Source organism: Streptomyces sp. (assembly GCF_019510245.1).
GTDB lineage: Bacteria > Actinomycetota > Actinomycetes > Streptomycetales > Streptomycetaceae > Streptomyces.
In genome coordinates, this window is the sequence record NZ_JAEKKT010000214.1 from 1 (window position 1) to 21,027 (window position 21,027).

Sequence of the window (21,027 nt, forward strand, 5' to 3'; positions counted from 1 at the left end):
TCAGCGGGGCATTACGGTGGGACATGAGGGCCTCCTGCGGTCGGGCGTAGATGTCGCAATCCACACCGAACCCAGAAGGCCCTCACCTGTTCAAGCACCCAGCCCGCGTGTCACCAACGTCCCGGGACAGCACACCTAGGGCCTGTCTGACAATTCCCGTCTGCCGCGCGACGCCATGCACGCACTCTCGCCGCACCGGCCCCAGACCCAAGTACGTCCAGTACGAGGGTCTGGGGCCGGCACGCCGAGAGCACGCACCTGACGCCGCGCGGCCGCCCTTCGGGCGACGACGCGAATTGTCAGACAGGCCCTAGGCGGGGTGCGTGCCGCGGTGGGCCTGGGTCACCAGGTCCACCGCGACCTCAAGGACGGCCTCGTGCTTCTTCCGGGGGTCGCCCTCGATGTCCTGCATCACGAACCTGCCGGCGTGCAGCGTGAAGAGCGCGCTGATGCAGCGCACCTGGTCGGTCAGGGCCGCGTCCGGGTCGATGATGATGTCCCGCAGGCCGCGCATCCGGTCCTTGAAGGTGTCGCCGATCCGCAGCTCCCGGACCGTCGCCTGGTTCTCCTGCATGAACCGGAACAGCGGCTCGGCATCATCCAGCGCCCGGTGGTAGCGCCGTATGATCTCCTGCTTGGTCTCCAGGGTGTGCGGCTGCTCCCTGCCCCACTCGATCAGGTCCTCGATCGGCCGCGTCAGGTCCTCGAAGACGCTGACCAGGATCTCTTCCTTGGTCTTGAAGTGGTAGTACAGGGCCGCCTTGGTCACGTCGAGGTGCTCGGCGATCTCCCGCAGAGAGGTCTTCTCGTATCCCTGCTCGGCGAAGAGTTCGAGTGCCACGTCCTGGATGCGCTGGCGGGTGTTCCCGCGGCGCTGCTGCTTGGTGCCGTCCATGGTGACGCTCATCCTCTTACTCCTCGCACTCCCGCGAAAACTTGCTTGCCGCCCGGCTAGTAAACTTACTTGACGCCCGGCTAGCAACGGGTCTAACTTCCGAGTGTACTGAACTAGCCGGGCGACAAGTAAGTAGCTGTCGCCAGGGGGAGTGGGAGAGATGGCGGACACCCAGGCGGCCGAGACCGGCCAGGAAACACCGGGGGCACCGGAAGCGCTCGGGAAACCGGAGAAAGAGCCGAAGAGCGTACGAGTCGTGATGCTCGCGCTCATGGTCGCGATGATGCTCGCGATGCTCGACAACATGATCGTGGGCACGGCGATGCCGACGATCGTGGGCGAGCTGGGCGGTCTGGAGCACCTGTCGTGGGTCGTGACCGCGTACACCCTCGCCACCGCGGCGGCCACCCCGCTCTGGGGCAAGCTCGGTGACATGTACGGGCGCAAGGGCGCCTTCATGACCTCCATAGTCATCTTCCTGATCGGCTCCGCGCTCAGCGGCATGGCCCAGGACATGGGCCAGCTGATCGGGTTCCGGGCCATTCAGGGTCTCGGCGCCGGCGGTCTGATGGTCGGCGTCATGGCGATCATCGGTGACCTCGTGCCGCCCCGCGAGCGCGGCAAGTACCAGGGCATGATGGCCGGCGTGATGGCGCTCGCCATGATCGGCGGCCCGCTGGTCGGCGGCACCATCACCGACAACTGGGGCTGGCGCTGGGCCTTCTACATCAACCTGCCGCTCGGCGTGGTCGCGCTGGCCGCCATCAGTGCGGTCCTGCACCTGCCGAAGAAGCGGAACAAGACGCGCATCGACTACCTGGGCGCCGCGCTGCTGACCCTCGGCATCACCTCGATCGTGCTGGTCACCACCTGGGGCGGCTCCCAGTACGCCTGGACGTCCGCGCGGATCATGGAGCTGATCGCCATCGGCGTCGTCGCGCTGGTCGGGTTCGTCTTCTGGCAGACCAAGGCCGCCGAGCCGGTCCTGCCGCTGCACATCTTCCGCAGCCGCAACTTCACCCTGATGTCGATCATCGGCTTCATCGTGGGCTTCGTGATGTTCGGCGCCACGCTGTTCCTGCCGCTGTACCAGCAGTCCGTGCAGGGCGCGTCCGCGACCAACTCCGGCCTGCTGCTGCTTCCGATGCTCGGCGCGATGCTGGTGACCTCGATGGTCGCCGGCCGGGTCACCACCAGCACCGGCCGCTACAAGATCTTCCCCCTCGCGGGCGGAGTGCTGCTCACCATCGGCCTGTACCTGCTGTCCACCATGGACACGGACACCACCCGGTTCACCTCCGGCGTGTACATGGCCGTCGTGGGCCTCGGCATGGGCTGCCTGATGCAGATCACCATGCTGGTCGCGCAGAACAGCGTGGAGATGAAGGACATGGGCGTCGCGTCCTCGTCCACCACCCTGTTCCGTACGCTCGGATCCTCCTTCGGTGTCGCCATCATGGGCGCGCTCTTCAACAACCGGGTCAAGGACGTCATGGCCGAGCGGGCCGGCTCGCTCGGCTCCAAGATCACCGAGCAGTCGGCGCAGCTGGACGCGAAGAGCCTGGCGAAGCTGCCGGCGGCGGCGCGCGAGGCGTACCAGCACGCGGTGTCGGCCGGTACCCACTCGGCCTTCCTGCTCGGTGCCGTGATCGCCGTGCTGGTGCTGGCGGCGGCGGCCTTCGTGAAGGAGGTCCCGCTGCGGGGCGGGCCGCAGAAGGCGGACGAGGCGGCGCCGATGCCGGCGGTCGAGGCCGTCTGAGGCCGGGTGCGGGTGGTTCTGGGGGCTGCCGCCCCCAGAACCACCCGCATCTTCGGCTTTGGGGAGGAACTGCGCGACCAGCCCCACCGACCCGCGAGCTCACCGGCCGCGTCGAAACTCACCGCAGAGCAGCTCAGCGACTTCCCGCCTGGTTGGGGCCCGGCAGGATCGGGTAGCTGCCGGTGGCCGTCGGGGCGTGTTCCGGGAGCCACAGGACGGCCACCGCGCCCTCCGCCGGGATGTGCTCGGGCGCACCCGCGGGGCGGATGTTGCGGAAGGTCAGGCGGGCGCCCAGGACGCGGGCCTGGCCCGCCGCGATGGTCAGACCCAGCCCGTGGCCCTGGCCGGCCCGGTCCTCGCTGCCGGTGCGGAAGCGGCTCGGCCCCTCGGCGAGGAGTTTCTCGGGGAAGCCGGGGCCGTGGTCGCGGACCCGGATGACCCGGCCCTCGACGGTCACCTCGATGGGCGGCTTGCCGTGCCGGGCCGCGTTGGCGAGCAGGTTGAACAGCACCCGCTCCAGGCGGCGCGGATCGGTGGTGACCTCCGACTCGTGCACCACCCGCACCTCGATCTCCGGGTCCTTCGCGGCCACCCGCCGGGCGACGAACTCGCCCAGCATGATGTCCTGCAACTCGGCCCGTTCGGAGGCGCTGTCGAGGCGGGCCACCTCCAGAACGTCCTCGACGAGGGTGCGCATCGCCTTCGCCCGGTCGAGGACCAGCTCGGTCGGACGGCCGGGCGGCAGCAGTTCGGCCGCCGTGAGCAGTCCCGTCACCGGCGTCCGCAGCTCGTGCGCGATGTCGGCCGTCACCCGCCGCTCGGCCTCCAGGCGCTGCTGCAGCGCGTCCGCCATGGCGTCCACGGCCCGCGCCAGGTCGTCGGTCTCGTCCCGTACGACCCCGCCGATCGCCTCCCGCACCCGCACGTCCGGCTCGCCCTGGGCGACCTGGTTGGCCGCGGCCGCGGCCTTGCGCAGCCGGACCGAGAGCTGCCCGCCGATCAGCACGCCGAGCGCGCTGCCGCCGAGGACGACCGCGATGGAACCGATGACCAGGGCCTGGTCGAGGTCCTTGAGTACGTTGCTGCTGCGGTTCGCGAAGGTGCTGTGCAGGGACAGCACCCGGCCGTCCTTGGCCTGCACCGCGGCCCAGATGTCCGGCGCGCCGCTGCCGTGGTCGATGACGTCGGTCGCGCGGCGGCCCGCGTCGACCCGCTCGCGCAGGGCCGGCGGCAGCCGGGGGTCGTCGACCTTCACGTCCGGGAAGTTCGCCCTCCCGTACAGCTCGTAGTTGCGCTGGCCGATCTGCAGCCGCTCGTTGGCCAGCTCGCGCGCGTTGTCCAGCATCGAGACCCGGGCGGCGTTGTGCACCACGAGGCTCAGCGCGATCGCGACCAGCGCACCGACCAGGGCGATCGCCGCGCTCAGCTTCCATCTGAGTCCGGTGCGCAGTCCCGGACCCCGGTACCGGTTGGAGAACCCCCGCATGACCGCCTCGCTCAGGCCTTCAACTTGTAGCCGAAACCGCGGACCGTCTCGATCCGGTCCTGGCCGATCTTGGTCCGCAGCCGCTGCACATGGACGTCGACGACGCGGGTGTCCCCGCCCCAGCCGTAGTCCCAGACGCGTTCGAGCAGCTTGTCGCGGGAGAGTACGGTCCCCGGCGCCGAGGAGAACTCCAGGAGCAGCCGCATCTCGGTGGGTGTCAGCGCGACCGGCTGCCCGGCCCGGCGCACCTCCATGCCCTCGGTGTCGATCTCCAGGTCGCCGAAGGTGAGCATGCCGCCCGTCACCTCCGCCGCGTCCCCGTGCGGCTTCTCGCCGCCGCTCGCGTGCCCGAAGCGGCGCAGCACCGCCCGGATCCGGGCGACCAGGACGGCTCCGTCGAACGGCTTGGTGACGTAGTCGTCGGCGCCCGCCTCCAGGCCCAGCACCACGTCGATCGAGTCGGCCCGCGCCGACAGCATGATCACCGGGACCGTCGACTCGTCACGGATGCGCCGGCACAGGCTCACCCCGTCCAGGCCCGGGACCATCACGTCCAGCAGGGCGATGTCGGGCCGGTCGGCGCGGAAGGCCTCCAGTCCCGACAGGCCGTCGGGCATGGCGGTGACCGCGAAGCCGTCCCGCTCCAGGGCGAGCTGGGTGGCCTCGCGGATGACGTCGTCGTCCTCGACGAAGAGGACGTGGGTCTGGTCTGCCATCCCGGCTCTCTCGGTAGTCGGTGGGGGGCGATTAACTGGGTACAGCGGGTGCGGCTGGTTAGGTGGGTTCAGCTGCCCGTGGAGGGCACCGGCGTGACGTCGTCGTCGCCGCTGCCGGCCGCGTTGCCGTAGTCGGTGTGGTGGAAGTCCTCCTGGACGAAGCGTCCCGCGGACCAGCCGTAGGTGATCACGTTCTCGCCGGACGGGCTCGACACCGGGTCGCCCTTCTCGTACACCTGCTTGGTCACGCTCAGGTCGCCCCGGTCTATCTCCGCGTAGACCGGGGACTCCTCGGCCTTGAAGACGTTCTTGTACGCGCCGCTCTCCCTGCGGTACACGTACGCCCCGACCCCGACCGCGTCCCCGCAGGTCAGGACGTTCACGACGATGTCCTCGACCGGGCCGCCGGTCAGCTCGCCGTACGTCACGTCCACGGGGTACTCGTCGCCCGAGCACGGTTTCAGGTCCCGCTTCACCGTGGCTGAGACCGCCGGGTCGGCCTTCACCAGGGCGACCGCGTCGACCTTCTCGTACGTCTGCGACGGGTTGGGCGAGGGGGCCTTGGCGGCCGGGGCGGGCGCGACCGAGCCGGCGTGCGCCGGGCCCTCGTCACGAGCTCCGGTGCCGCCGGTGCCGCAGGCCGCGGCGAAAAGGGCGAGGGCGGCGAGCACGGCCGCCGCCGTGATCACCGCCTGTGCACTCGCCGGGCCCCTGCTGGACCCCGTGCCGGTCAGGCCGCGCAACGCTCCTGCTCCTCACGCTCCAGCGCGCGTGCGTCGAGGTCGCGGGACTCCAGCTCCTCGCGGAGCCGGGCGAGCGCCCGGTGCAGCGTGCTCTTGACCGTACCGGCCGACATGCCGAGGGCGGCGGCCGTCTCCTCCGTGGACATCTGCTCCCAGTGTCGCAGCACCACGACACTGCGCTGCTTCGGAGCCAGCACCTTCATGATGTCCATGAGGAGAGCGCGGTCCGCGTGCTGCTCGGTGGAGTCCTCCACGCACGCGTCGGGCAGCTGCTCGGTCGGGACCTCCTCTAGCTTCCGGGCCCGCCACCACTCGGTCCGCGTGTTGATCATGACCCGGCGCAGGTAGGCGTCGGCGAGCTTCTTGTCCTCGATGGTCTCCCAGCGGCCGTACGTCCGGACCAGCGCGGTCTGCAGCAGGTCCTGGGCGTCCGTCGGGTCCGGGACCAGCCGGCGGGCGCTGCGCAGCAGCGCGTCCTGCCGAGTGCGGACGTACTCCTCGAATTCGAGCACCTCGCCCTGCGCCATGATCAACCGCCTCCCGATCCCCGTTGTCCCCGGCCCTGTGCCTGACTTCCTGCCGTCCCGCGGTCCTGGCGGGCACAGAAACGAAGCTACGGACCCGTTGTCACGGGGCTGTGCGGAGCAGCCTGCGGGTAGCAATCGGCTGTCCGTCGGTTGTGTAACGGAAGTAGGTTCGGGGTAAGTAGGCGCAGGTTTACGCCCGACTGTGTGGTGATTTGCCGTGGAGGTGGGGCCGTAACAGAGCCCCGTCTCCTGTGATGTGGCTGTACGTCAGCCCAGCGGAAGCCGGTACAGGCCGCCCGCGAGCGGCTCCACCAGGCCGTCCGAGACCAGCCCGTCCAGCGCGCGGGCCCGCTGCACCGGCTCGTGCCACACCCGGTCGAGCGCCGTCTGCGGCACCGGGGCGTGCGCCTCCCGCAGGACGGCGAGCAGCTTGCCGCGCACCTGCCGGTCGGTACCGGCGTACGTCTGCCCGCGCCGGGGCGGCCCCTCGTGCTCCGGCTTGCCGGCCAGCCGCCACGCGCACTCCCCGGCGATCGGGCACCGCTGGCACGTCTCGTTCTTCGCCGTGCACACCAGCGCGCCCAGCTCCATCGAGGCGGCGGCCCAGCGGGCGGCGGTCCGGTCGTCCGAGGGCAGCAGTTCACGGGCGAGCTTGCGCTCGGCGGCCGTGGTGGCGTTCGGCGGGTACTGCACACCGGTCACCGCCCGCGCGAACACCCGCCGCACATTGGTGTCGAGCACGGCGTGCCGCTGCCCGTACGCGAACGAGGCCACGGCCGCGGCGGTGTACTCGCCGATGCCCGGCAGCGCGAGCAGCTGCGCGTGATCCGTCGGTACGTCCCCGTCGTGCCGTTCCGTTATGGCGACGGCGGCGCCGTGCAGCCGCAGGGCGCGGCGCGGGTAGCCGAGCCGGCCCCACGCGCGGACCGCCTCGCCGGGCGCCTCGGCGGCGAGGTCGGCGGGGCGCGGCCAGCGGGCCAGCCACTGCTCGTACACGGGCAGCACGCGGCTCACCGGAGTCTGCTGCAGCATGAACTCGCTGACCATCACACCCCACGGGCCCGCTTCCGGGCGGCGCCAGGGGAGGTCACGGGCGTGGGCGTCGAACCAGGCGATCACAGGGGTGTGCAGCTTCTCAGTCATGGCCCTTCCGATCCTGCCACGTCCGGCGGCGGGTGGGGTGGACGTGGTCCGCGGCGGGCGGCGGGGCGTGGCCCGGGTTGACGTGGCTCGCGACGAAGAGTGGCCGTGCCGACGGGAGTTGCCGGAATGATGATCCGGAAAAGTTGAGGTTTGGGCGGCGGGTGGGGCGAGGAACTGCACGGATCTCTCGTACAGTTTGGGCCGTGGGATCTCTGCGCAATCCGGTCGGGCCGCTTCCCTCCTCCATCTACTGGCGACGGAGGGTCTTCATGCTGTCGGCGCTCGTCGTCCTGGCGCTGCTGATGGCGTGGATCGTGACGTCGAACGGCGGGGGCGGCAAGAAGAACGACGGCGGCCCGGACGGCAAGAATCCCGTGTCCACGATCACGCCGGGGCCCTCCGGAAGCGGGCCGGCGATCAGCCAGGCACCGGGCGGCCGGGACGGGGCGGGGGGCGGTTCCGGTTCGGGTTCTGGTTCCGGTTCCGGGGACGGGAGTTCGGGCACCACGGGCGGCGACACGTCGTCCGGCTCGGGCGGTTCTTCGGGCTCTTCCGGCGCGTCGGGTTCATCGGGTTCGTCGGGTTCCTCGTCCGGCTCGGGGGACGACGTGACGTCGGGTTCCGGCGGTACGGTCGCCTCGCTGCCGGGGACTTCCTCGCTGCCCAACTGCACGGCCGGGTCTGTGACGTTGACCCTGAGGAGCCTGCACAACTCCTACTCGCCGGAGCAGACGCCGACCTTCGAGCTCACCGTGAAGAACACGTCGTCCAGCGACTGCAAGATCGACCTCGGGCCGAAGAGCGCGGTGCTGACCATCACGCAGGCCAGCGCGGACGACACCTACTGGTCGTCGGCGGACTGCCCGAAGTCCGCGGCCAGCCGGTGGTACCGGGTGCCGTCGGGGAGCAGCATCACCTACACCCTGAAGTGGGACCGCAAACCGAGCGCCGCCCAGTGCGCGACGCCTGCGGCGGGCTCGGCCGGGTCGGGCACGTACCTGCTGGAGGCGACGGCCCCGGGGTACGCCAAGGCCCAGGCGTCCTTCGTGCTGACGGCGGATTAGCGGGCGGGGGCTGGGTTCGCTTACCGGCGCTTGCCGGGTGCCTCCCCCAGCCTTCGGCCGGGGAGACCCCCAGCGCCCACCCGTGCCGCCCTGAGAGCACCTCCCAGGCCCTTAAGGCACTGGGGGAGGCACGACTGCCCGCGGCTGAGGAGCCCCGTAAGGGGCGCTGGGGGTACCCGCGGCCGAAGGCTGGCGGAGGAACTGCGCGATCAGCCCTCACGTACCCGCAGCCGCCGTGCAGCCCGACCCACCCAGCCAGTCGGCGGAATCAGACGTACCGCTCGAGGATCGAAGACTCCGCCAGCCGCGACAGCCCCTCGCGCACGCTGCGTGCCCGTGCCTCGCCGACGCCGTCCACGGTCTGCAGGTCGTCGACGCTCGCGGCGAGCAGCTTCTGCAGGCCCCCGAAGTGCTCGACCAGCCGGTCGATGATCGCCCCCGGCAGCCGCGGCACCTTCGCCAGCAGCCGGAAGCCGCGCGGCGACACCGCCGAGTCCAGCGCCTCCGGCGAGCCGGTGTACCCCAACGCCCGTGCCACCGTAGGAAGTTCCAGCAGCTCCGCGTGGCTCAGAGCGTCCAGCTCGGAGAGCGCCTCGTCGACCGTGCGGGAGCGCTTCGCGGTCGGCTCGGGGACGTAGTCCCGGACCACCAGCTCGCGCTCGGGCTCCACCCCGGCGATCAGCTCGTCCAGCTGGAGGGCGAGAAGCCGCCCGTCGGTGCCCAGTTCGACCACGTACTCGGCGATCTCCGTGGCGATCCGGCGGACCATCTCCAGGCGCTGGGCGACCGCCGACACGTCGCGGACCGTCACCAGGTCCTCGATCTCCAGCGCCGACAACGTTCCCGCGACCTCGTCCAGGCGGAGCTTGTACCGCTCCAGGGTCGCCAGCGCCTGGTTCGCGCGGGAGAGGATCGCCGCCGAGTCCTCCAGGACGCGGCGCTGCCCCTCGACGTACAGCGCGATCAGCCGCATCGACTGCGAGACCGAGACCACCGGGAACCCGACCTGCTTGGAGACGCGGTCCGCCGTGCGGTGGCGGGTGCCCGTCTCCTCCGTGGGGATCGTCGCGTCGGGTACGAACTGCACGCCCGCCCGGAGGATCTTCGAGAGGTCGGAGGAGATCACGATGCCGCCGTCGAGCTTGCACAGCTCGCGCAGCCGGGTCGCCGTGAACTCGACATCCAGGACAAAACCGCCCGTGCACATCGCCTCGACCGTCTTGTCGAAGCCGAGGACGATGAGTCCGCCCGTGTTGCCGCGGAGGACCCGCTCCAGGCCGTCCCGCATGGACGTGCCCGGAGCCACGGCGCTCAGCGAGGCGCGCATCAGGCCATCGGAACCGGCACTCCCACCGTACTTTCCGGGAGCTCCTGCCCGGTCGTTGGCTGCCACTGCACTCCTCCGGTCGCAGGTTCTGAGGCGCTGCCGTCCCCGCACTCGGTTCGTACGGACGGGCGAGACCAGGGCAAAGTCTACCGGCGCTCCTCCGCCTCCCGTGGGGCCTCTCGGCGACGGGAGCGCGGCAGCACCCGCAGCGCGTCCCCCATGTCGGCGACTTCCAGGACCTTCATGCCCGCCGGGATCTTGCCCGGATCGCCCGGCACGAGGGCGTGCGTGAAGCCGAGCCGGTGTGCCTCCGCGAGCCTGCGCTGGACTCCCGTGACCCGTCTGACCTCGCCCGCGAGACCGACCTCGCCGATGGCGACCAGGTTCTTCGGGAGCGGGGTGTCGCTGGCGGCGGAGGCCAGGGCGAGGGCGATGGCCAGGTCGGCGGCGGGCTCGGAGAGCTTCACGCCACCCACCGTCGCGGAGTAGATGTCCCGCTTGCCGAGCGCACTGATCCGGCCCCGCTGCTCCAGGACGGCCAGCATCATCGAGACGCGGGAGGTCTCCAGGCCGGAGGTGGTGCGGCGGGGGGAGGGGATCTGGGAGTCGACCGTCAGCGCCTGCACCTCCGCGACCAGCGGGCGGCGGCCCTCCAGGGTGACGGTCAGGCAGGTGCCCGGGACGGGCTCGGCACGCCGGGTCAGGAAGAGGCCGCTGGGGTCGGCGAGGCCGGCGATGCCCTCGTCGTGCAGTTCGAAGCAGCCGACCTCGTCCGTGGCGCCGTAGCGGTTCTTGACGCCCCGGACCAGGCGCAGGCGGGCATGCCGGTCGCCCTCGAAGTGCAGGACGACGTCCACCAGGTGTTCGAGGAGCCGCGGGCCCGCGATCGCGCCGTCCTTGGTGACATGGCCCACGAGGAGCGTGGACATGCCCCGCTCCTTCGACGCGCGGATGAGGGCGCCGGCCACCTCGCGGACCTGGGCCATGCCACCCGGGGCGCCGTCGATCTCCGGGGAGGCGACCGTCTGGACGGAGTCCAGGATCAGCAGCGACGGCTTCACCGCGTCCAAGTGGCCGAGGACGGCGGCCAGGTCGGTCTCGGCGGCGAGGTAGAGGTGGTCGTCGATGGCGCCGATGCGGTCGGCGCGCAGCCGGACCTGGCTCGCCGACTCCTCGCCGGTGACGTAGAGCGTGCGGTGCTCGTCACTGGCCGACTTGGCCGCGACGTCCAGGAGGAGGGTGGACTTGCCGACGCCGGGCTCGCCGGCGAGCAGCACCACCGCGCCGGGGACCAGGCCGCCGCCGAGGACCCGGTCCAGCTCCGGGACACCGGTGGTGCGGGCGGTGGCCTGGCGGCCGTCGACCTGGCCGATCGGCACCGCGGAGGTGGTGACCCGGCCGGGTGCCGTCGTACGGACCGCGGGCGCGCCGTACTCCTCGATCGTCCCCCACGCCTGGCACTCGGCACACCGGCCGAGCCACTTGGCCGTCTGCCAGCCGCACTCGGTGCAGCGGTAGGACGGACGGTCCTTCGAGGTCTTGGTACGGGCAGCCATGCGGAAACCGTAGCCCCCGCCACTGACAGTGGGGCCGCGGTGGCCTGCGTGACAGGTGTGGGTGGACAGGTCCCGGCCACCCCGGAACGGGAACGAGCCGCGGTAGAACAGGTTCCTGTCCCCGATTGAGGGATCGTTTCACCCGTACGGATTAAAAGAGCTCAAGCCGCCAGAAGGGGGCATACGGCGCCGCCTACGGTCGCACGGGTGATGAGCAGCAGTCCGGAGACCTCGGCCCGAACGACCGGCGCACACCGGGCGCACCGGGAGGCGCGCACGGCGCGTGACCGCGCGGCGGCGCGCGCGCTGGCGCAGCGACCGCCGACCCGCTACGAGCCGTACCTGGACGGGCTGTTCACCTACTGCCTCTCGGTGCTGTGCGACCACGACGCGGCCACCGCCGCGCTCGGGGACGTCCTCGCCCTCGCCGAGCGGCGCGGCCAGCGCGTCCCGGAGGCCGCCGGGGACCGCAGGGCCTGGCTGTACGCGCTGGCCCGCTGGGCCTGTCTGCGCGGGCTCGCCCAGGCCAAGCAGAAACGTCAGGCCACCCACGCGGCAGGCCGGCGCCCCGCCCCCGACCCCGTGGCCGTGGTCCCCGCCGACACCCAGGAGCAGCGCCGCCGCGAACTCGCCCTGCTCGCCTGGCCGGAAGCGGCCGGCACCACCCCCGAGCAGCGCGAGGCGCTCGAACTCGCCGTACGCCACCACCTCGCCGCCCACGAGGTCGCCGCCGTCCTCGGCATGGACCTGGCCGGCGCCCGGGAACTGCTCGCCTCCGCCGCCTGCGAGGTCGAACGCACCCGCGCGGCCCTCGCCGTCGTCGAGACCGGCGGCTGCCCGAGCGTGTCCCACCTCACCGGCGACAGCCAGCTGGTCCTCAGCAGCGCCCTGCGCCGCGAACTGGTCCGGCACGTCGACGACTGCCCGCGCTGCCGCCGTACCGCCGAACGCGCGGCTCCCGACCGGTGGCCCGGCGCGATGACCACGCCCGCGGAGCTGCCCGTCCTGGAGGCGCCGCGCGCGGCCCTGCACGTGGCCATGGCGCACCAGCCACGCGCGCGTGGCGCCGCCGCCCCGCGCTTCGACCGGCGCGGCTTCCCGATGGACCCCAAGGACCGCGCGGCCCGCCGCGACCGGCTACGCGCGCGTGCCGTCACGACGACCGTCGTCGCCACGGTGGTGGCCGCGCCGGTGCTGGCCCTGTGGGCGGCGTACCGGGGCACGCCGGCGGGGGAGGGCCACGACGGACCGTCCGCGACCGCGCGGGAGGCCGCCGGCCCCGACGCGCTCGACGGCGACACCGGCGGGGGCTACGAGAACGCCGGCAACGCCAGCACCAGACCGGGGCCGCGCATCGGCAAGGACGGCAAGGCCGACGTGTCGGTGGAGGTGATCAGCGTCACGGGAGCCGACCGGAGGAAGGCCGGTGCGGGGCACCTCGCGGTGACGGCCGCGAACGACGGCGACACGACGCTGATCACGCTTGTTGCGGCCGGGGACGCGGCGGTGCGGTGGTCGGTGTCCACCTCGGCGGGCTGGCTGTACTTCTCCCGGCCGTCGGGGACGCTCCGGCCGGGAGAGTCGGTCACGGTCAAGGTGTACGTCGATCACCTGCGGGAGCCGGCCGGGCACTGGAGCGCGCGGGTGGGGGTGGCGCCGGTGGGGGCGGTGGTGTCCATCGACGGCTACGGGATGGCTCCGCCGACGCGCCGGGGGCCGACACCGCCGCCTGCGGGGAGGCCGACGCCGACACCGACGGCATCCGATCCGGCGCAGCCGTCACCGCCGCCCAGTGATCCGCCGACGTCGAGCGATCCGACCCCGACACCCACCGACTCGGCCACCGCCGGTCCGCCGGACTCCCCTTCCCCGACGGCACCCGGCAGTGAGCCCCCACCACCGACTCCGTGAGCTGCCTCCACGGTCTCCTGACCCGGCCGGTCTGCTTTTTCCGCCGCGACGGTGCTTGGCCACGACGGTGGAGTTCGGCGGTAGCCGCCGTGGTGGGTTGCGGTGCGTCGGCGGGTGCGGTGCCGTCGTGGCTGGTCGCGCAGTTCCTCCCCCAGCTTTCGGCCGGGGGCACCCCCAGCGCCCCTTTCGGGCGCTGCGGTGAGCGTCGTTCGGTCGGATCGGTGGCGCTTTCGGGGTGCTGTGGTGGGCGCTACTCGGTCGGATCTGCTGGGTGGGGTGCCAGCAGGGGGAGCTGGGAGGTGAGGCGTTGTTCGCAGAGTTCTGCGAGGCGGTCGTAGCCTGCCTTGCCCATCAGTTCCGTCAGTTCCGCGCGGTAGGAGACGTAGACCGGGTCGCCCGCGCCGTGGGCCGAGGTTGCCGAGGTGCACCACCAGTGGAGGTCGTGGCCGCCCGGGCCCCAGCCCCTGCGGTCGTACTCGCCGATAGAGACCTGGAGGACCCGCGTGTCGTCGGGGCGGTCGATCCAGTCGTACGTCCGGCGGATCGGGAGCTGCCAGCAGACGTCCGGCTTGGTCTCCAGCGGCTCGCGGCCCTCCCGCAGCGCGAGGATGTGCAGCGAGCAGCCGGCGCCGGCGGCGAAACCGGGGCGGTTCTGGAAGATGCAGGAGCCCTGGTAGGGGCGGGTCTGGCGGGAGCCCTCGTCGTCCTCGGAGACCCAGCCGTGCGCGGTGCCCTCGGCATGGTTCTGCCAGATCTCCGGCGTGAGCCTCGCCACATGATCGGCGACCCGCTTCTCGTCGTCCTCGTCGGAGAAGTGCGCGCCCAGCGTGCAGCAGCCGTCGTCCGCGCGGCCCGCCTGGATGCCCTGGCAGCCGCTGCCGAAGATGCAGTTCCAGCGTGAGGTCAGCCAGGTCAGATCACAGCGGAACACCTGCTCGTCGTCGGCCGGGTCCGGGAACTCCACCCAGGCCCGCGCGAAGTCGAGACCCTTCTCGTCCGCGGCGAGGGTCTTCTTCGGCGTCTTCGACTGCTTCGGTGGCTTCGCCCGCGAAGAACCGTCGGCTGATTCGGCGGCCTTGTGGTCCTTCGTCTTTTTCGTCTTTGGCACGCGTCCAGGGTAAGTCGCCGAAGGCCGCTCCGGGGACTGCTCAGGGCCCCGTCAGCAGTGTTCCGTACAGTTCCGTACATGAGACTCGGTGTCCTCGACGTGGGATCCAACACGGTGCATCTGCTGGTCGTGGATGCGCACCCCGGGGCGCGCCCGCTGCCGGCGCACTCGCACAAGGCGGAGTTGCGCCTTGCCCAACTTCTCGACGGCAACGAGGCGATCGGCCCCGACGGGGTCGAGAAGCTGGTCGCTGTCGTCCAGGACGCCCTGCAGGCCGCGGAGGACAAGGGCGTCGAGGACCTGCTGCCGTTCGCCACCTCCGCCGTGCGCGAGGCCAGCAACGCCGACGAGGTCCTCGCACGCGTGAAGGCCGAGACCGGTGTCGAGCTCCAGGTCCTCACCGGCGCCGAGGAGGCCCGGCTGACCTTCCTCGCGGTCCGCCGCTGGTTCGGCTGGTCCGCCGGAAAGCTGCTGGTCCTGGACATCGGCGGCGGCTCCCTGGAGATCGCGTACGGCATCGACGAGGAGCCCGACACGGCCGTCTCGCTGCCGCTCGGCGCCGGCCGGCTCACCGCGGGCTGGCTCCCCGGCGATCCGCCGTCCCCCGACGACATACGGGCGCTGCGCCGGCATGTGCGCGCCGAGATCGCCCGTACGGTCGGCGAGTTCAGCCGCTTCGGCGCGCCCGACCACGTGGTCGCCACGTCCAAGACCTTCAAGCAGCTGGCCCGCATCGCCGGCGCGGCCCGCTCCGCCGAGGGCCTCTACGTCCAGCGCGAACTCAAGCGGGGCTCGCTGGAGGCCTGGGTTCCGAGGCTCGGGGCCATGACCACGGCCCAGCGCTCCGCACTCCCGGGGGTGTCGGAGGGGCGGTCGGGCCAGCTGGTGGCGGGCGCGCTGGTGGCCGAGGCGGCGATGGACCTGTTCGAGGTGGAGAATCTGGAGGTCTGCCCGTGGGCCCTGCGGGAGGGCGTGATCCTGCGGCGCCTTGACCACATGGGTTCCGCCTGAGCGCCCCCGGGGGGGTGCTGGGAACTGCGCGACAAGCCACCAGGACGCCGCACTCGCCGACGCGACCCCGGTCACACCGGCGAGCAGGCACCCCCTGTCCACCCGTCCCCACCCCGTAACCTGTCCCTCGTGGCAAACCCAAGGGACGTCGTCCGCATCCCGGATGCGAAGGTCGCGCTCTCCACGGCCTCCGTCTATCCGGAGTCGACGGCGACGGCCTTCGAGATCGCCGCACGCCTCGGTTACGACGGCGTCGAGGTCATGGTGTGGACCGACCCGGTCAGCCAGGACATCGAGGCCCTGCGCCGGCTGAGCGACTACCACCGCATCCCGATCCTCGCCGTCCACGCCCCCTGTCTGCTGATCACCCAGCGGGTCTGGTCCACCGACCCCTGGGTCAAGCTCCAGCGGGCCCGGTCCGCCGCGGAGAAGCTCGGCGCGAGCACGGTCGTCGTCCACCCCCCGTTCCGCTGGCAGCGCCAGTACGCCCGCGACTTCGTCGAGGGGATCTGGCGCATGGCGAACGAGACGGATGTGCGGTTCGCGGTGGAGAACATGTACCCGTGGCGCTACCGCGACCGCGAGATGCTCGCGTACGCCCCCGACTGGGACGTCACCAAGGACGACTACCGGCACTTCACGATCGACCTCAGCCATGCCGCGACGTCGCGTGTCGACGCGCTCGCCATGCTCGACCGGATGGGCGGCCGGCTCGGGCACGTCCACCTCGCCGACGGCCGCGGCTCCGCCAAGGACGAGCACCTGGTGCCGGGCCGCGGCACCCAGCCCTGCGCCGAACTGCTGGAGCGGCTCGCGGTCACCGGCTTCGACGGGCACGTCGTCATCGAGGTCAACACCCGGCGCGCGATGTCCGGCGCGGAGCGCGAGGCCGACCTCGCCGAGGCCCTGGCCTTCACCCGCCTGCACCTGGCCTCGGCGGTGAAGGTGCCCCGCCGGTGACCGGCGCTCCTGCCGGCAACGGCGCGGGTACCCGCCGCCGCGGCCGCCCCCCGCGTACCGAGTCGGCCGACACCCGGGACCGTATCCTCGCCACCGCCCGCGAGGAGTTCTCCGAACACGGCTACGAGAAGACGTCCGTACGCGCCATCGCCAAGGCCGCCGGGGTCGACTCCGCCCTGGTCCACCACTACTTCGGCACCAAGGAACAGATCTTCGAGGCCGCCATCGCGGTCGCCTTCGCCCCCGCCCTCAACGCGCCCGTCGCGCTCGCCGACGGCCCGCTGGAGGGCGTCGGCGAGCGGCTGACCCGGTTCGTCCTCGGCATTTGGGAGAACCCCACCACCCGTACGCCCCTCCTCGCGATCGTCCGCTCCGCCGTCAACAACGACACGGCCGCCGCCGTCTTCCGCCGCCTGATCGCCTCCCAGCTGCTGCGCCGGATCGCCGGACAGCTGGACCTCCCGGACGCCGAGCTGCGCGCCGAACTGGCCGCGGCGCAGCTGATCGGCTGCGCGATGCTGCGCTATGTGATCAAGGTGGAGCCGCTGGCGTCGGCGGACCTGGAGCAGATCGTCACCCGGGTCGCCCCGGTGGTGCAGGGGCATCTGACCGGGCCGTGACCAGCCCCGCTGAGACATGTGTCCCGCATTCCGGACACCTCGTCCCGAGCCGTGGGCAACGGGCGTACGCTCGTCAGCAGCCCTATCTGTCTGAAGGAGCGAGCGACGATGCCCGAGCTGAGGTCCCGCACAGTCACCCACGGCCGCAACATGGCGGGCGCCCGCGCCCTTATGCGCGCCTCCGGTGTACCGGGTGCGGACATCGGCCGCAAGCCGATCATCGCCGTCGCGAACTCCTTCACGGAGTTCGTGCCGGGCCACACCCACCTGCAGCCGGTCGGCCGGATCGTCTCCGAGGCGATCAAGGAGGCCGGCGGCATCCCGCGCGAGTTCAACACGATCGCCGTGGACGACGGCATCGCGATGGGCCACGGCGGCATGCTGTACTCCCTGCCCTCCCGCGACCTGATCGCGGACTCGGTCGAGTACATGGTCGAAGCGCACTGCGCCGACGCCCTGGTCTGCATCTCCAACTGCGACAAGATCACCCCGGGCATGCTGATGGCCGCGCTGCGCCTGAACATCCCGACGGTCTTCGTCTCCGGCGGTCCGATGGAGGCCGGCCGTGCCACCCTCGTCGACGGCACGGTCCGCACCCTCGACCTGGTGGACGCGATCTCCGACGCCGTGAACGACAAGATCTCGGACGAGGACATCCTCCGTATCGAGGAGAACGCCTGTCCGACCTGCGGCTCCTGTTCCGGCATGTTCACCGCCAACTCGATGAACTGCCTGACGGAGGCGATCGGCCTCTCCCTCCCCGGCAACGGCTCGGTGCTGGCCACCCACACGGCCCGCAAGCAGCTGTACGTGAACGCGGCCCGCACGGTCATGGACCTCACCCGCCGCTACTACGAGCAGGACGACGAGACGGTCCTGCCGCTCAACATCGTGACCTTCGCCGCGTTCGAGAACGCGATGGCCCTGGACATCGCGATGGGCGGCTCCACGAACACGATCCTGCACCTGCTGGCCGCCGCCCAGGAGGCGGGCGTCCCCTTCGGCCTGGAGGAGATCAACGAGGTCTCGCGCCGGGTGCCCTGCCTGGCCAAGGTGGCCCCGAACGTCGCGAAGACCCGCACCTACTACATGGAGGACGTGCACCGCGCCGGCGGCATCCCCGCCCTCCTCGGCGAGCTGCACCGCGGCGGCCTCCTCAACGAGGACGTGCACTCCGTCCACAGCCCGTCCCTCGCGGACTGGCTGAAGACCTGGGACGTGCGCGGCGGCTCCCCGTCCCCCGAGGCGGTAGAGCTGTGGCACGCGGCCCCCGGCTGCGTCCGCTCCGCCGAGGCGTTCTCCCAGTCCGAGCGCTGGGAGGCCCTGGACGAGGACGCCGCTGAGGGCTGCATCCGCGACGTCGAGCACGCGTACTCCAAGGACGGCGGCCTCGCGGTCCTCAAGGGCAACCTCGCCGTCGACGGCTGCGTGGTCAAGACGGCCGGCGTCGACGAGTCCATCTGGACCTTCGAAGGCCCCGCGGTCGTCTGCGAGTCGCAGGAGGAGGCCGTCGAGAAGATCCTCAACAAGCAGGTCGCCGACGGCGACGTGGTCGTGATCCGCTACGAGGGTCCCAAGGGCGGCCCCGGCATGCAGGAGATGCTCTACCCGACGTCCTTCCTCAAGGGCCGCGGCCTCGGCAAGACCTGCGCGCTGATCACCGACGGCCGCTTCTCGGGCGGCACGTCGGGCCTCTCCATCGGTCACGCCTCGCCGGAGGCGGCCTCCGGCGGCACCATCGCCCTCGTCGAGAACGGCGACCGCATCCGCATCGACATCCCGAACCGCACGATCGAGCTCCTCGTCGACGAGGGGGAGCTGTCCCGCCGCGAGCAGGCCCTGAACGGCGTGTACGCGCCGAAGAACCGCGACCGCAAGGTCTCGGCGGCCCTGCGCGCCTACGCCGCGATGGCCACCAGCGCCGACAGGGGCGCGGTCCGCGACGTGACGAAGCTGGGCTGAGCCCCACCGCAAGCCCGAAAGGGGCCGCCTCCTCACGGGGCGGCCCCTTCTTTTCCGCGCTGCTACCAGTCGCCGGGATCCGCCGCGTCGACGGCGAAGACGGTGCCGTCGGGGGCGGTGGCGTAGAGGCGGCTGCCGAGGAGCAGGGGTGCGGGCAGGGCGGCGGTGACCTGGCCCGAGTTCGTGCCGAGGCGCGCCGGAGTCTGGCCGACGAGGGTTCCCCTGCGTCTGTCGACGGCGAGCAGGCGTCCGTCCGCGGCGGTGAAGTAGACGTGCCGGTCGTCGGCCACGGGCGCGGAGCCCCGGCTCACCGACGTCTGCAGCTCCCAGAGCTGTTTGCCGCTCTCCAGGTCGACGGCCTCCAGCGAGCCGCCGGCGGACAGCAGATAGACGACATCACCGCGCACGGTGGCACCCGGAGCCACCCGGGGAACGGGCAGCGCCACCCGGCGGGTCGCCCTCGCGTCCGGTGTGTAGCGCACCACCGCGTCCGTCTCCCCGGCGGTGGTGTCCACGGACAGCAGGAAGAGGGACCCGTCCGCGCTCCCGACCGGCTGCAGATCCCCCGTCAGCCCGGCGCCCCACCGCTGGGCACCGGTGACCGGATCCAGCGCGGTGACCTGGGTGCCCGTCCCGTCGGCGGCGGTACTGGCCGCGTACACCAGGGGATCCCCGGCGAACGAACTCAGGGACGGCGTCCCGCCACCCGAGACGGGCAGGGTCCACCTGGTGAGGCCGGACGCGCTGTCCATGCCGGTGATCAACCCGTTGGCCCCTACGGCCAGCAGCATGCTCCTGGTGAACTCCATGACCTGGTTCGCGGGCATGTCCTGCTTCCAGCGCGACGCACCCGAGGCGGGGTCGAGCGCCTCCACCTTCCGGCCGCCGTGCGTCGGCAGCAGCAGGAGGCCGCCGGACAGGTACGGTGAGCCGCTCGTACGTTCGTCCGCGACCTTGTGCCGCCACAGCAGACGGCCGTCCGCCGGATCGAGGGCGAAGGCCAGGCCGGACCGGAAGCACAGCAACTTCCCCGCACCGGCGACGCACTGGGGCATCCCCGAACCCCCCGTGGCGACCGGCTCCGCCTGCCACGCCTCGAACGCGGCCGCGGAGCCGTGCACCGTGCTGCCCACCGGTGCCGGATCGCCGCCCCCGAGCCACAGAGCCGAGGCGACCACACCACCCAGGACCAGGACACCCGCCCCTGCGGCCACGACCACGCGCCGGCGTGTCGCCTTCCACGCCTTCCCCGGCTTCAGCGCTTTCCGCTCCGGTCCGGCGGCAGAAGGCTCCTTTTCCTGCGCAGGCCCGTCGCCGTTACCGCCGGCCATGACCCGCTGCGCCGGTATGAACGCCTGCGTGTCGTACGACGCCGACAACGACCGCAGCTCCCGCATCAGTTCGTCGGGCGTCGGCCGGTCCTCGGGCTCCTTGGCGAGGCAGCGCTGCACCACCAAAGCGAGCTCCTCCGGTACGCCGGTGAGGTCGGGCTCGTCGTGCACGACCTGGTAGGCGACGATGTACGGGCTGTCGGAGTCGAACGGCCCCCGCCCCGTCGCCGCGTGCACCAGCACCGACCCGAGCGCGAAGATGTCGGCGGCAGGTCCCACTTCACGCGGCCGCCGGAACTGCTCCGGCGCCATGAACGGTGGCGTACCGATCAACTTTCCCGTCTCGGTCCGCAGTTCGCTGTCTTTCGGACGGGAGATACCGAAGTCGATGACCTTGGGACCGTCTTCGGCGAGCAGCACATTGCTCGGCTTGAGATCCCGATGCACCACGCCGACCCTGTGGATGTCGCGCAGCGCCTCCGCGAGTCCCGCCATCAGCCGGCGCAACTGGGCAGGAGCCATCGGCCCGTTCCGCTTCACGTGCTCGGAGAGGGCCGGGCCGGGAATGAAGAGGGTGGCCATCCAGGGCCGTTCGGCCTCGGGATCGGCGTCCACGACGGGTGCAGTGAAGGCGCCGCTGACCTTGCGCGCGGCGGCCACCTCCTGCCGGAAACGACCCCTGAACTCACGGTCCTTGGCGTACTGGGCGTGTACGACCTTCACCGCGAGCTTCAGCCCCGAGGTGCTGCGGGCCAGGTGCACCACGCCCATGCCACCGGAGCCGAGGCAGGACTCCAGGCGGTAGTGCCCGGCGTACTCCGGAAGTTCCGCTTCCGCGCCCGCTCCGGTGTTGCGCTGTGGCGTCAAGGGACCACCCCCGTGCTGTATCCGCGGAGCGCGACTCACGG

At 71.7% G+C, this 21,027-nt stretch carries 17 protein-coding genes; 7 read left to right on the forward strand and 10 right to left on the reverse strand.

The genetic code is table 11. From position 1 onward, the window contains the following. Positions 1-310: 310 nt before the first annotated feature. Complete coding sequence (locus JF597_RS43020; RefSeq protein ID WP_294009552.1) at positions 311-907, reverse strand: TetR/AcrR family transcriptional regulator; 597 nt, start codon at positions 905-907, stop codon at positions 311-313. A gap of 148 nt (positions 908-1,055) precedes the next feature. Between JF597_RS43020 and JF597_RS43025 the strand changes: the two genes are divergently transcribed. Beyond that, positions 1,056-2,654, forward strand: coding sequence for an MDR family MFS transporter (locus JF597_RS43025; protein ID WP_294009554.1), 1,599 nt, complete (start codon positions 1,056-1,058; stop codon positions 2,652-2,654). Positions 2,655-2,787: 133 nt separating this feature from the next. Here JF597_RS43025 and cseC read toward each other — a convergent pair whose 3' ends face one another. The 5 genes from cseC to JF597_RS43050 form a co-directional block, all read right to left on the reverse strand. Next, on the reverse strand, positions 2,788-4,140 hold the full coding sequence (gene cseC / locus JF597_RS43030; RefSeq protein ID WP_294009556.1) for a two-component system sensor histidine kinase CseC: 1,353 nt from the start codon (positions 4,138-4,140) through the stop codon (positions 2,788-2,790). An 11-nt stretch (positions 4,141-4,151) separates the two neighbouring features. Next, positions 4,152-4,856, reverse strand: coding sequence for a two-component system response regulator CseB (gene cseB / locus JF597_RS43035; RefSeq protein ID WP_294009558.1), 705 nt, complete (start codon positions 4,854-4,856; stop codon positions 4,152-4,154). A gap of 68 nt (positions 4,857-4,924) precedes the next feature. Next, a complete protein-coding gene (locus JF597_RS43040; RefSeq protein ID WP_294009560.1) occupies positions 4,925-5,599 on the reverse strand; it encodes a hypothetical protein in 675 nt (224 codons plus the stop codon). After that, positions 5,587-6,126, reverse strand: a complete 540-nt coding sequence (locus tag JF597_RS43045) for a SigE family RNA polymerase sigma factor (protein ID WP_294009562.1) — start codon at positions 6,124-6,126, stop codon at positions 5,587-5,589. Before JF597_RS43045 ends, JF597_RS43040 begins: the two co-directional genes overlap by 13 nt. 267 nt (positions 6,127-6,393) lie before the next feature. Continuing rightward, positions 6,394-7,269 carry an A/G-specific adenine glycosylase gene (locus tag JF597_RS43050; RefSeq protein WP_294009564.1) on the reverse strand — a complete coding sequence of 292 codons (876 nt, stop codon included), beginning with the start codon at positions 7,267-7,269 and terminating at the stop codon, positions 6,394-6,396. 203 nt (positions 7,270-7,472) lie between these two features. On the opposite strand from JF597_RS43050, the gene JF597_RS43055 reads away from it, so the two are divergent. Then, positions 7,473-8,333 (forward strand): hypothetical protein, encoded by an 861-nt coding sequence (locus tag JF597_RS43055; protein ID WP_294009566.1) that lies wholly within the window; start codon positions 7,473-7,475, stop codon positions 8,331-8,333. Between the two features lie 268 nt (positions 8,334-8,601). Here the strand turns inward: JF597_RS43055 and disA are convergent, their stop codons facing one another. Then, entirely contained in the window at positions 8,602-9,726 is a 1,125-nt protein-coding gene (gene disA / locus JF597_RS43060) for a DNA integrity scanning diadenylate cyclase DisA (RefSeq protein ID WP_294009568.1), read from the reverse strand. An 80-nt stretch (positions 9,727-9,806) separates the two neighbouring features. After that, complete coding sequence (gene radA / locus JF597_RS43065; RefSeq protein ID WP_294009570.1) at positions 9,807-11,216, reverse strand: DNA repair protein RadA; 1,410 nt, start codon at positions 11,214-11,216, stop codon at positions 9,807-9,809. A gap of 207 nt (positions 11,217-11,423) precedes the next feature. Between radA and JF597_RS43070 the strand changes: the two genes are divergently transcribed. Then, positions 11,424-13,127 carry a hypothetical protein gene (locus JF597_RS43070; RefSeq protein WP_294009572.1) on the forward strand — a complete coding sequence of 568 codons (1,704 nt, stop codon included), beginning with the start codon at positions 11,424-11,426 and terminating at the stop codon, positions 13,125-13,127. A gap of 250 nt (positions 13,128-13,377) precedes the next feature. On the opposite strand, the gene JF597_RS43075 is transcribed toward JF597_RS43070, so the two are convergent. Beyond that, entirely contained in the window at positions 13,378-14,235 is an 858-nt protein-coding gene (locus JF597_RS43075; RefSeq protein ID WP_294009574.1) for a hypothetical protein, read from the reverse strand. Positions 14,236-14,313: 78 nt separating this feature from the next. On the opposite strand from JF597_RS43075, the gene JF597_RS43080 reads away from it, so the two are divergent. From JF597_RS43080 to ilvD, 4 genes are all read left to right on the forward strand, one after another. Continuing rightward, positions 14,314-15,246, forward strand: a complete 933-nt coding sequence (locus JF597_RS43080; RefSeq protein ID WP_294009576.1) for a Ppx/GppA phosphatase family protein — start codon at positions 14,314-14,316, stop codon at positions 15,244-15,246. A 129-nt stretch (positions 15,247-15,375) separates the two neighbouring features. Further along, positions 15,376-16,206: a sugar phosphate isomerase/epimerase gene (locus JF597_RS43085; RefSeq protein ID WP_294009578.1), complete on the forward strand. Its 831-nt coding sequence runs from the start codon at positions 15,376-15,378 to the stop codon at positions 16,204-16,206. Beyond that, complete coding sequence (locus JF597_RS43090; protein ID WP_294009580.1) at positions 16,203-16,826, forward strand: TetR family transcriptional regulator; 624 nt, start codon at positions 16,203-16,205, stop codon at positions 16,824-16,826. Before JF597_RS43085 ends, JF597_RS43090 begins: the two co-directional genes overlap by 4 nt. A gap of 108 nt (positions 16,827-16,934) precedes the next feature. Then, positions 16,935-18,788 carry a dihydroxy-acid dehydratase gene (gene ilvD, locus JF597_RS43095; RefSeq protein WP_294009582.1) on the forward strand — a complete coding sequence of 618 codons (1,854 nt, stop codon included), beginning with the start codon at positions 16,935-16,937 and terminating at the stop codon, positions 18,786-18,788. Between the two features lie 62 nt (positions 18,789-18,850). On the opposite strand, the gene JF597_RS43100 is transcribed toward ilvD, so the two are convergent. Next, the gene (locus tag JF597_RS43100; protein WP_294009584.1) at positions 18,851-20,986 is read right to left on the reverse strand and encodes a serine/threonine-protein kinase; all 2,136 of its coding nucleotides are present in this window, start codon (positions 20,984-20,986) and stop codon (positions 18,851-18,853) included. Positions 20,987-21,027: the final 41 nt, after the last annotated feature.

Excerpts from the sequence above, each read along its gene's own strand:
- JF597_RS43020 (WP_294009552.1), bottom strand. The coding sequence starts at position 907 with ATGAGCGTCACCATGGACGGCACCAAGCAGCAGCGCCGCGGGAACACC.
- JF597_RS43025 (WP_294009554.1), top strand. The coding sequence starts at position 1,056 with ATGGCGGACACCCAGGCGGCCGAGACCGGCCAGGAAACACCGGGGGCA.
- cseC (WP_294009556.1), bottom strand. The coding sequence starts at position 4,140 with ATGCGGGGGTTCTCCAACCGGTACCGGGGTCCGGGACTGCGCACCGGA.
- cseB (WP_294009558.1), bottom strand. The coding sequence starts at position 4,856 with ATGGCAGACCAGACCCACGTCCTCTTCGTCGAGGACGACGACGTCATC.
- JF597_RS43045 (WP_294009562.1), bottom strand. The coding sequence starts at position 6,126 with ATGGCGCAGGGCGAGGTGCTCGAATTCGAGGAGTACGTCCGCACTCGG.
- JF597_RS43050 (WP_294009564.1), bottom strand. The coding sequence starts at position 7,269 with ATGACTGAGAAGCTGCACACCCCTGTGATCGCCTGGTTCGACGCCCAC.
- radA (WP_294009570.1), bottom strand. The coding sequence starts at position 11,216 with ATGGCTGCCCGTACCAAGACCTCGAAGGACCGTCCGTCCTACCGCTGC.
- JF597_RS43080 (WP_294009576.1), top strand. The coding sequence starts at position 14,314 with ATGAGACTCGGTGTCCTCGACGTGGGATCCAACACGGTGCATCTGCTG.
- ilvD (WP_294009582.1), top strand. The coding sequence starts at position 16,935 with ATGCCCGAGCTGAGGTCCCGCACAGTCACCCACGGCCGCAACATGGCG.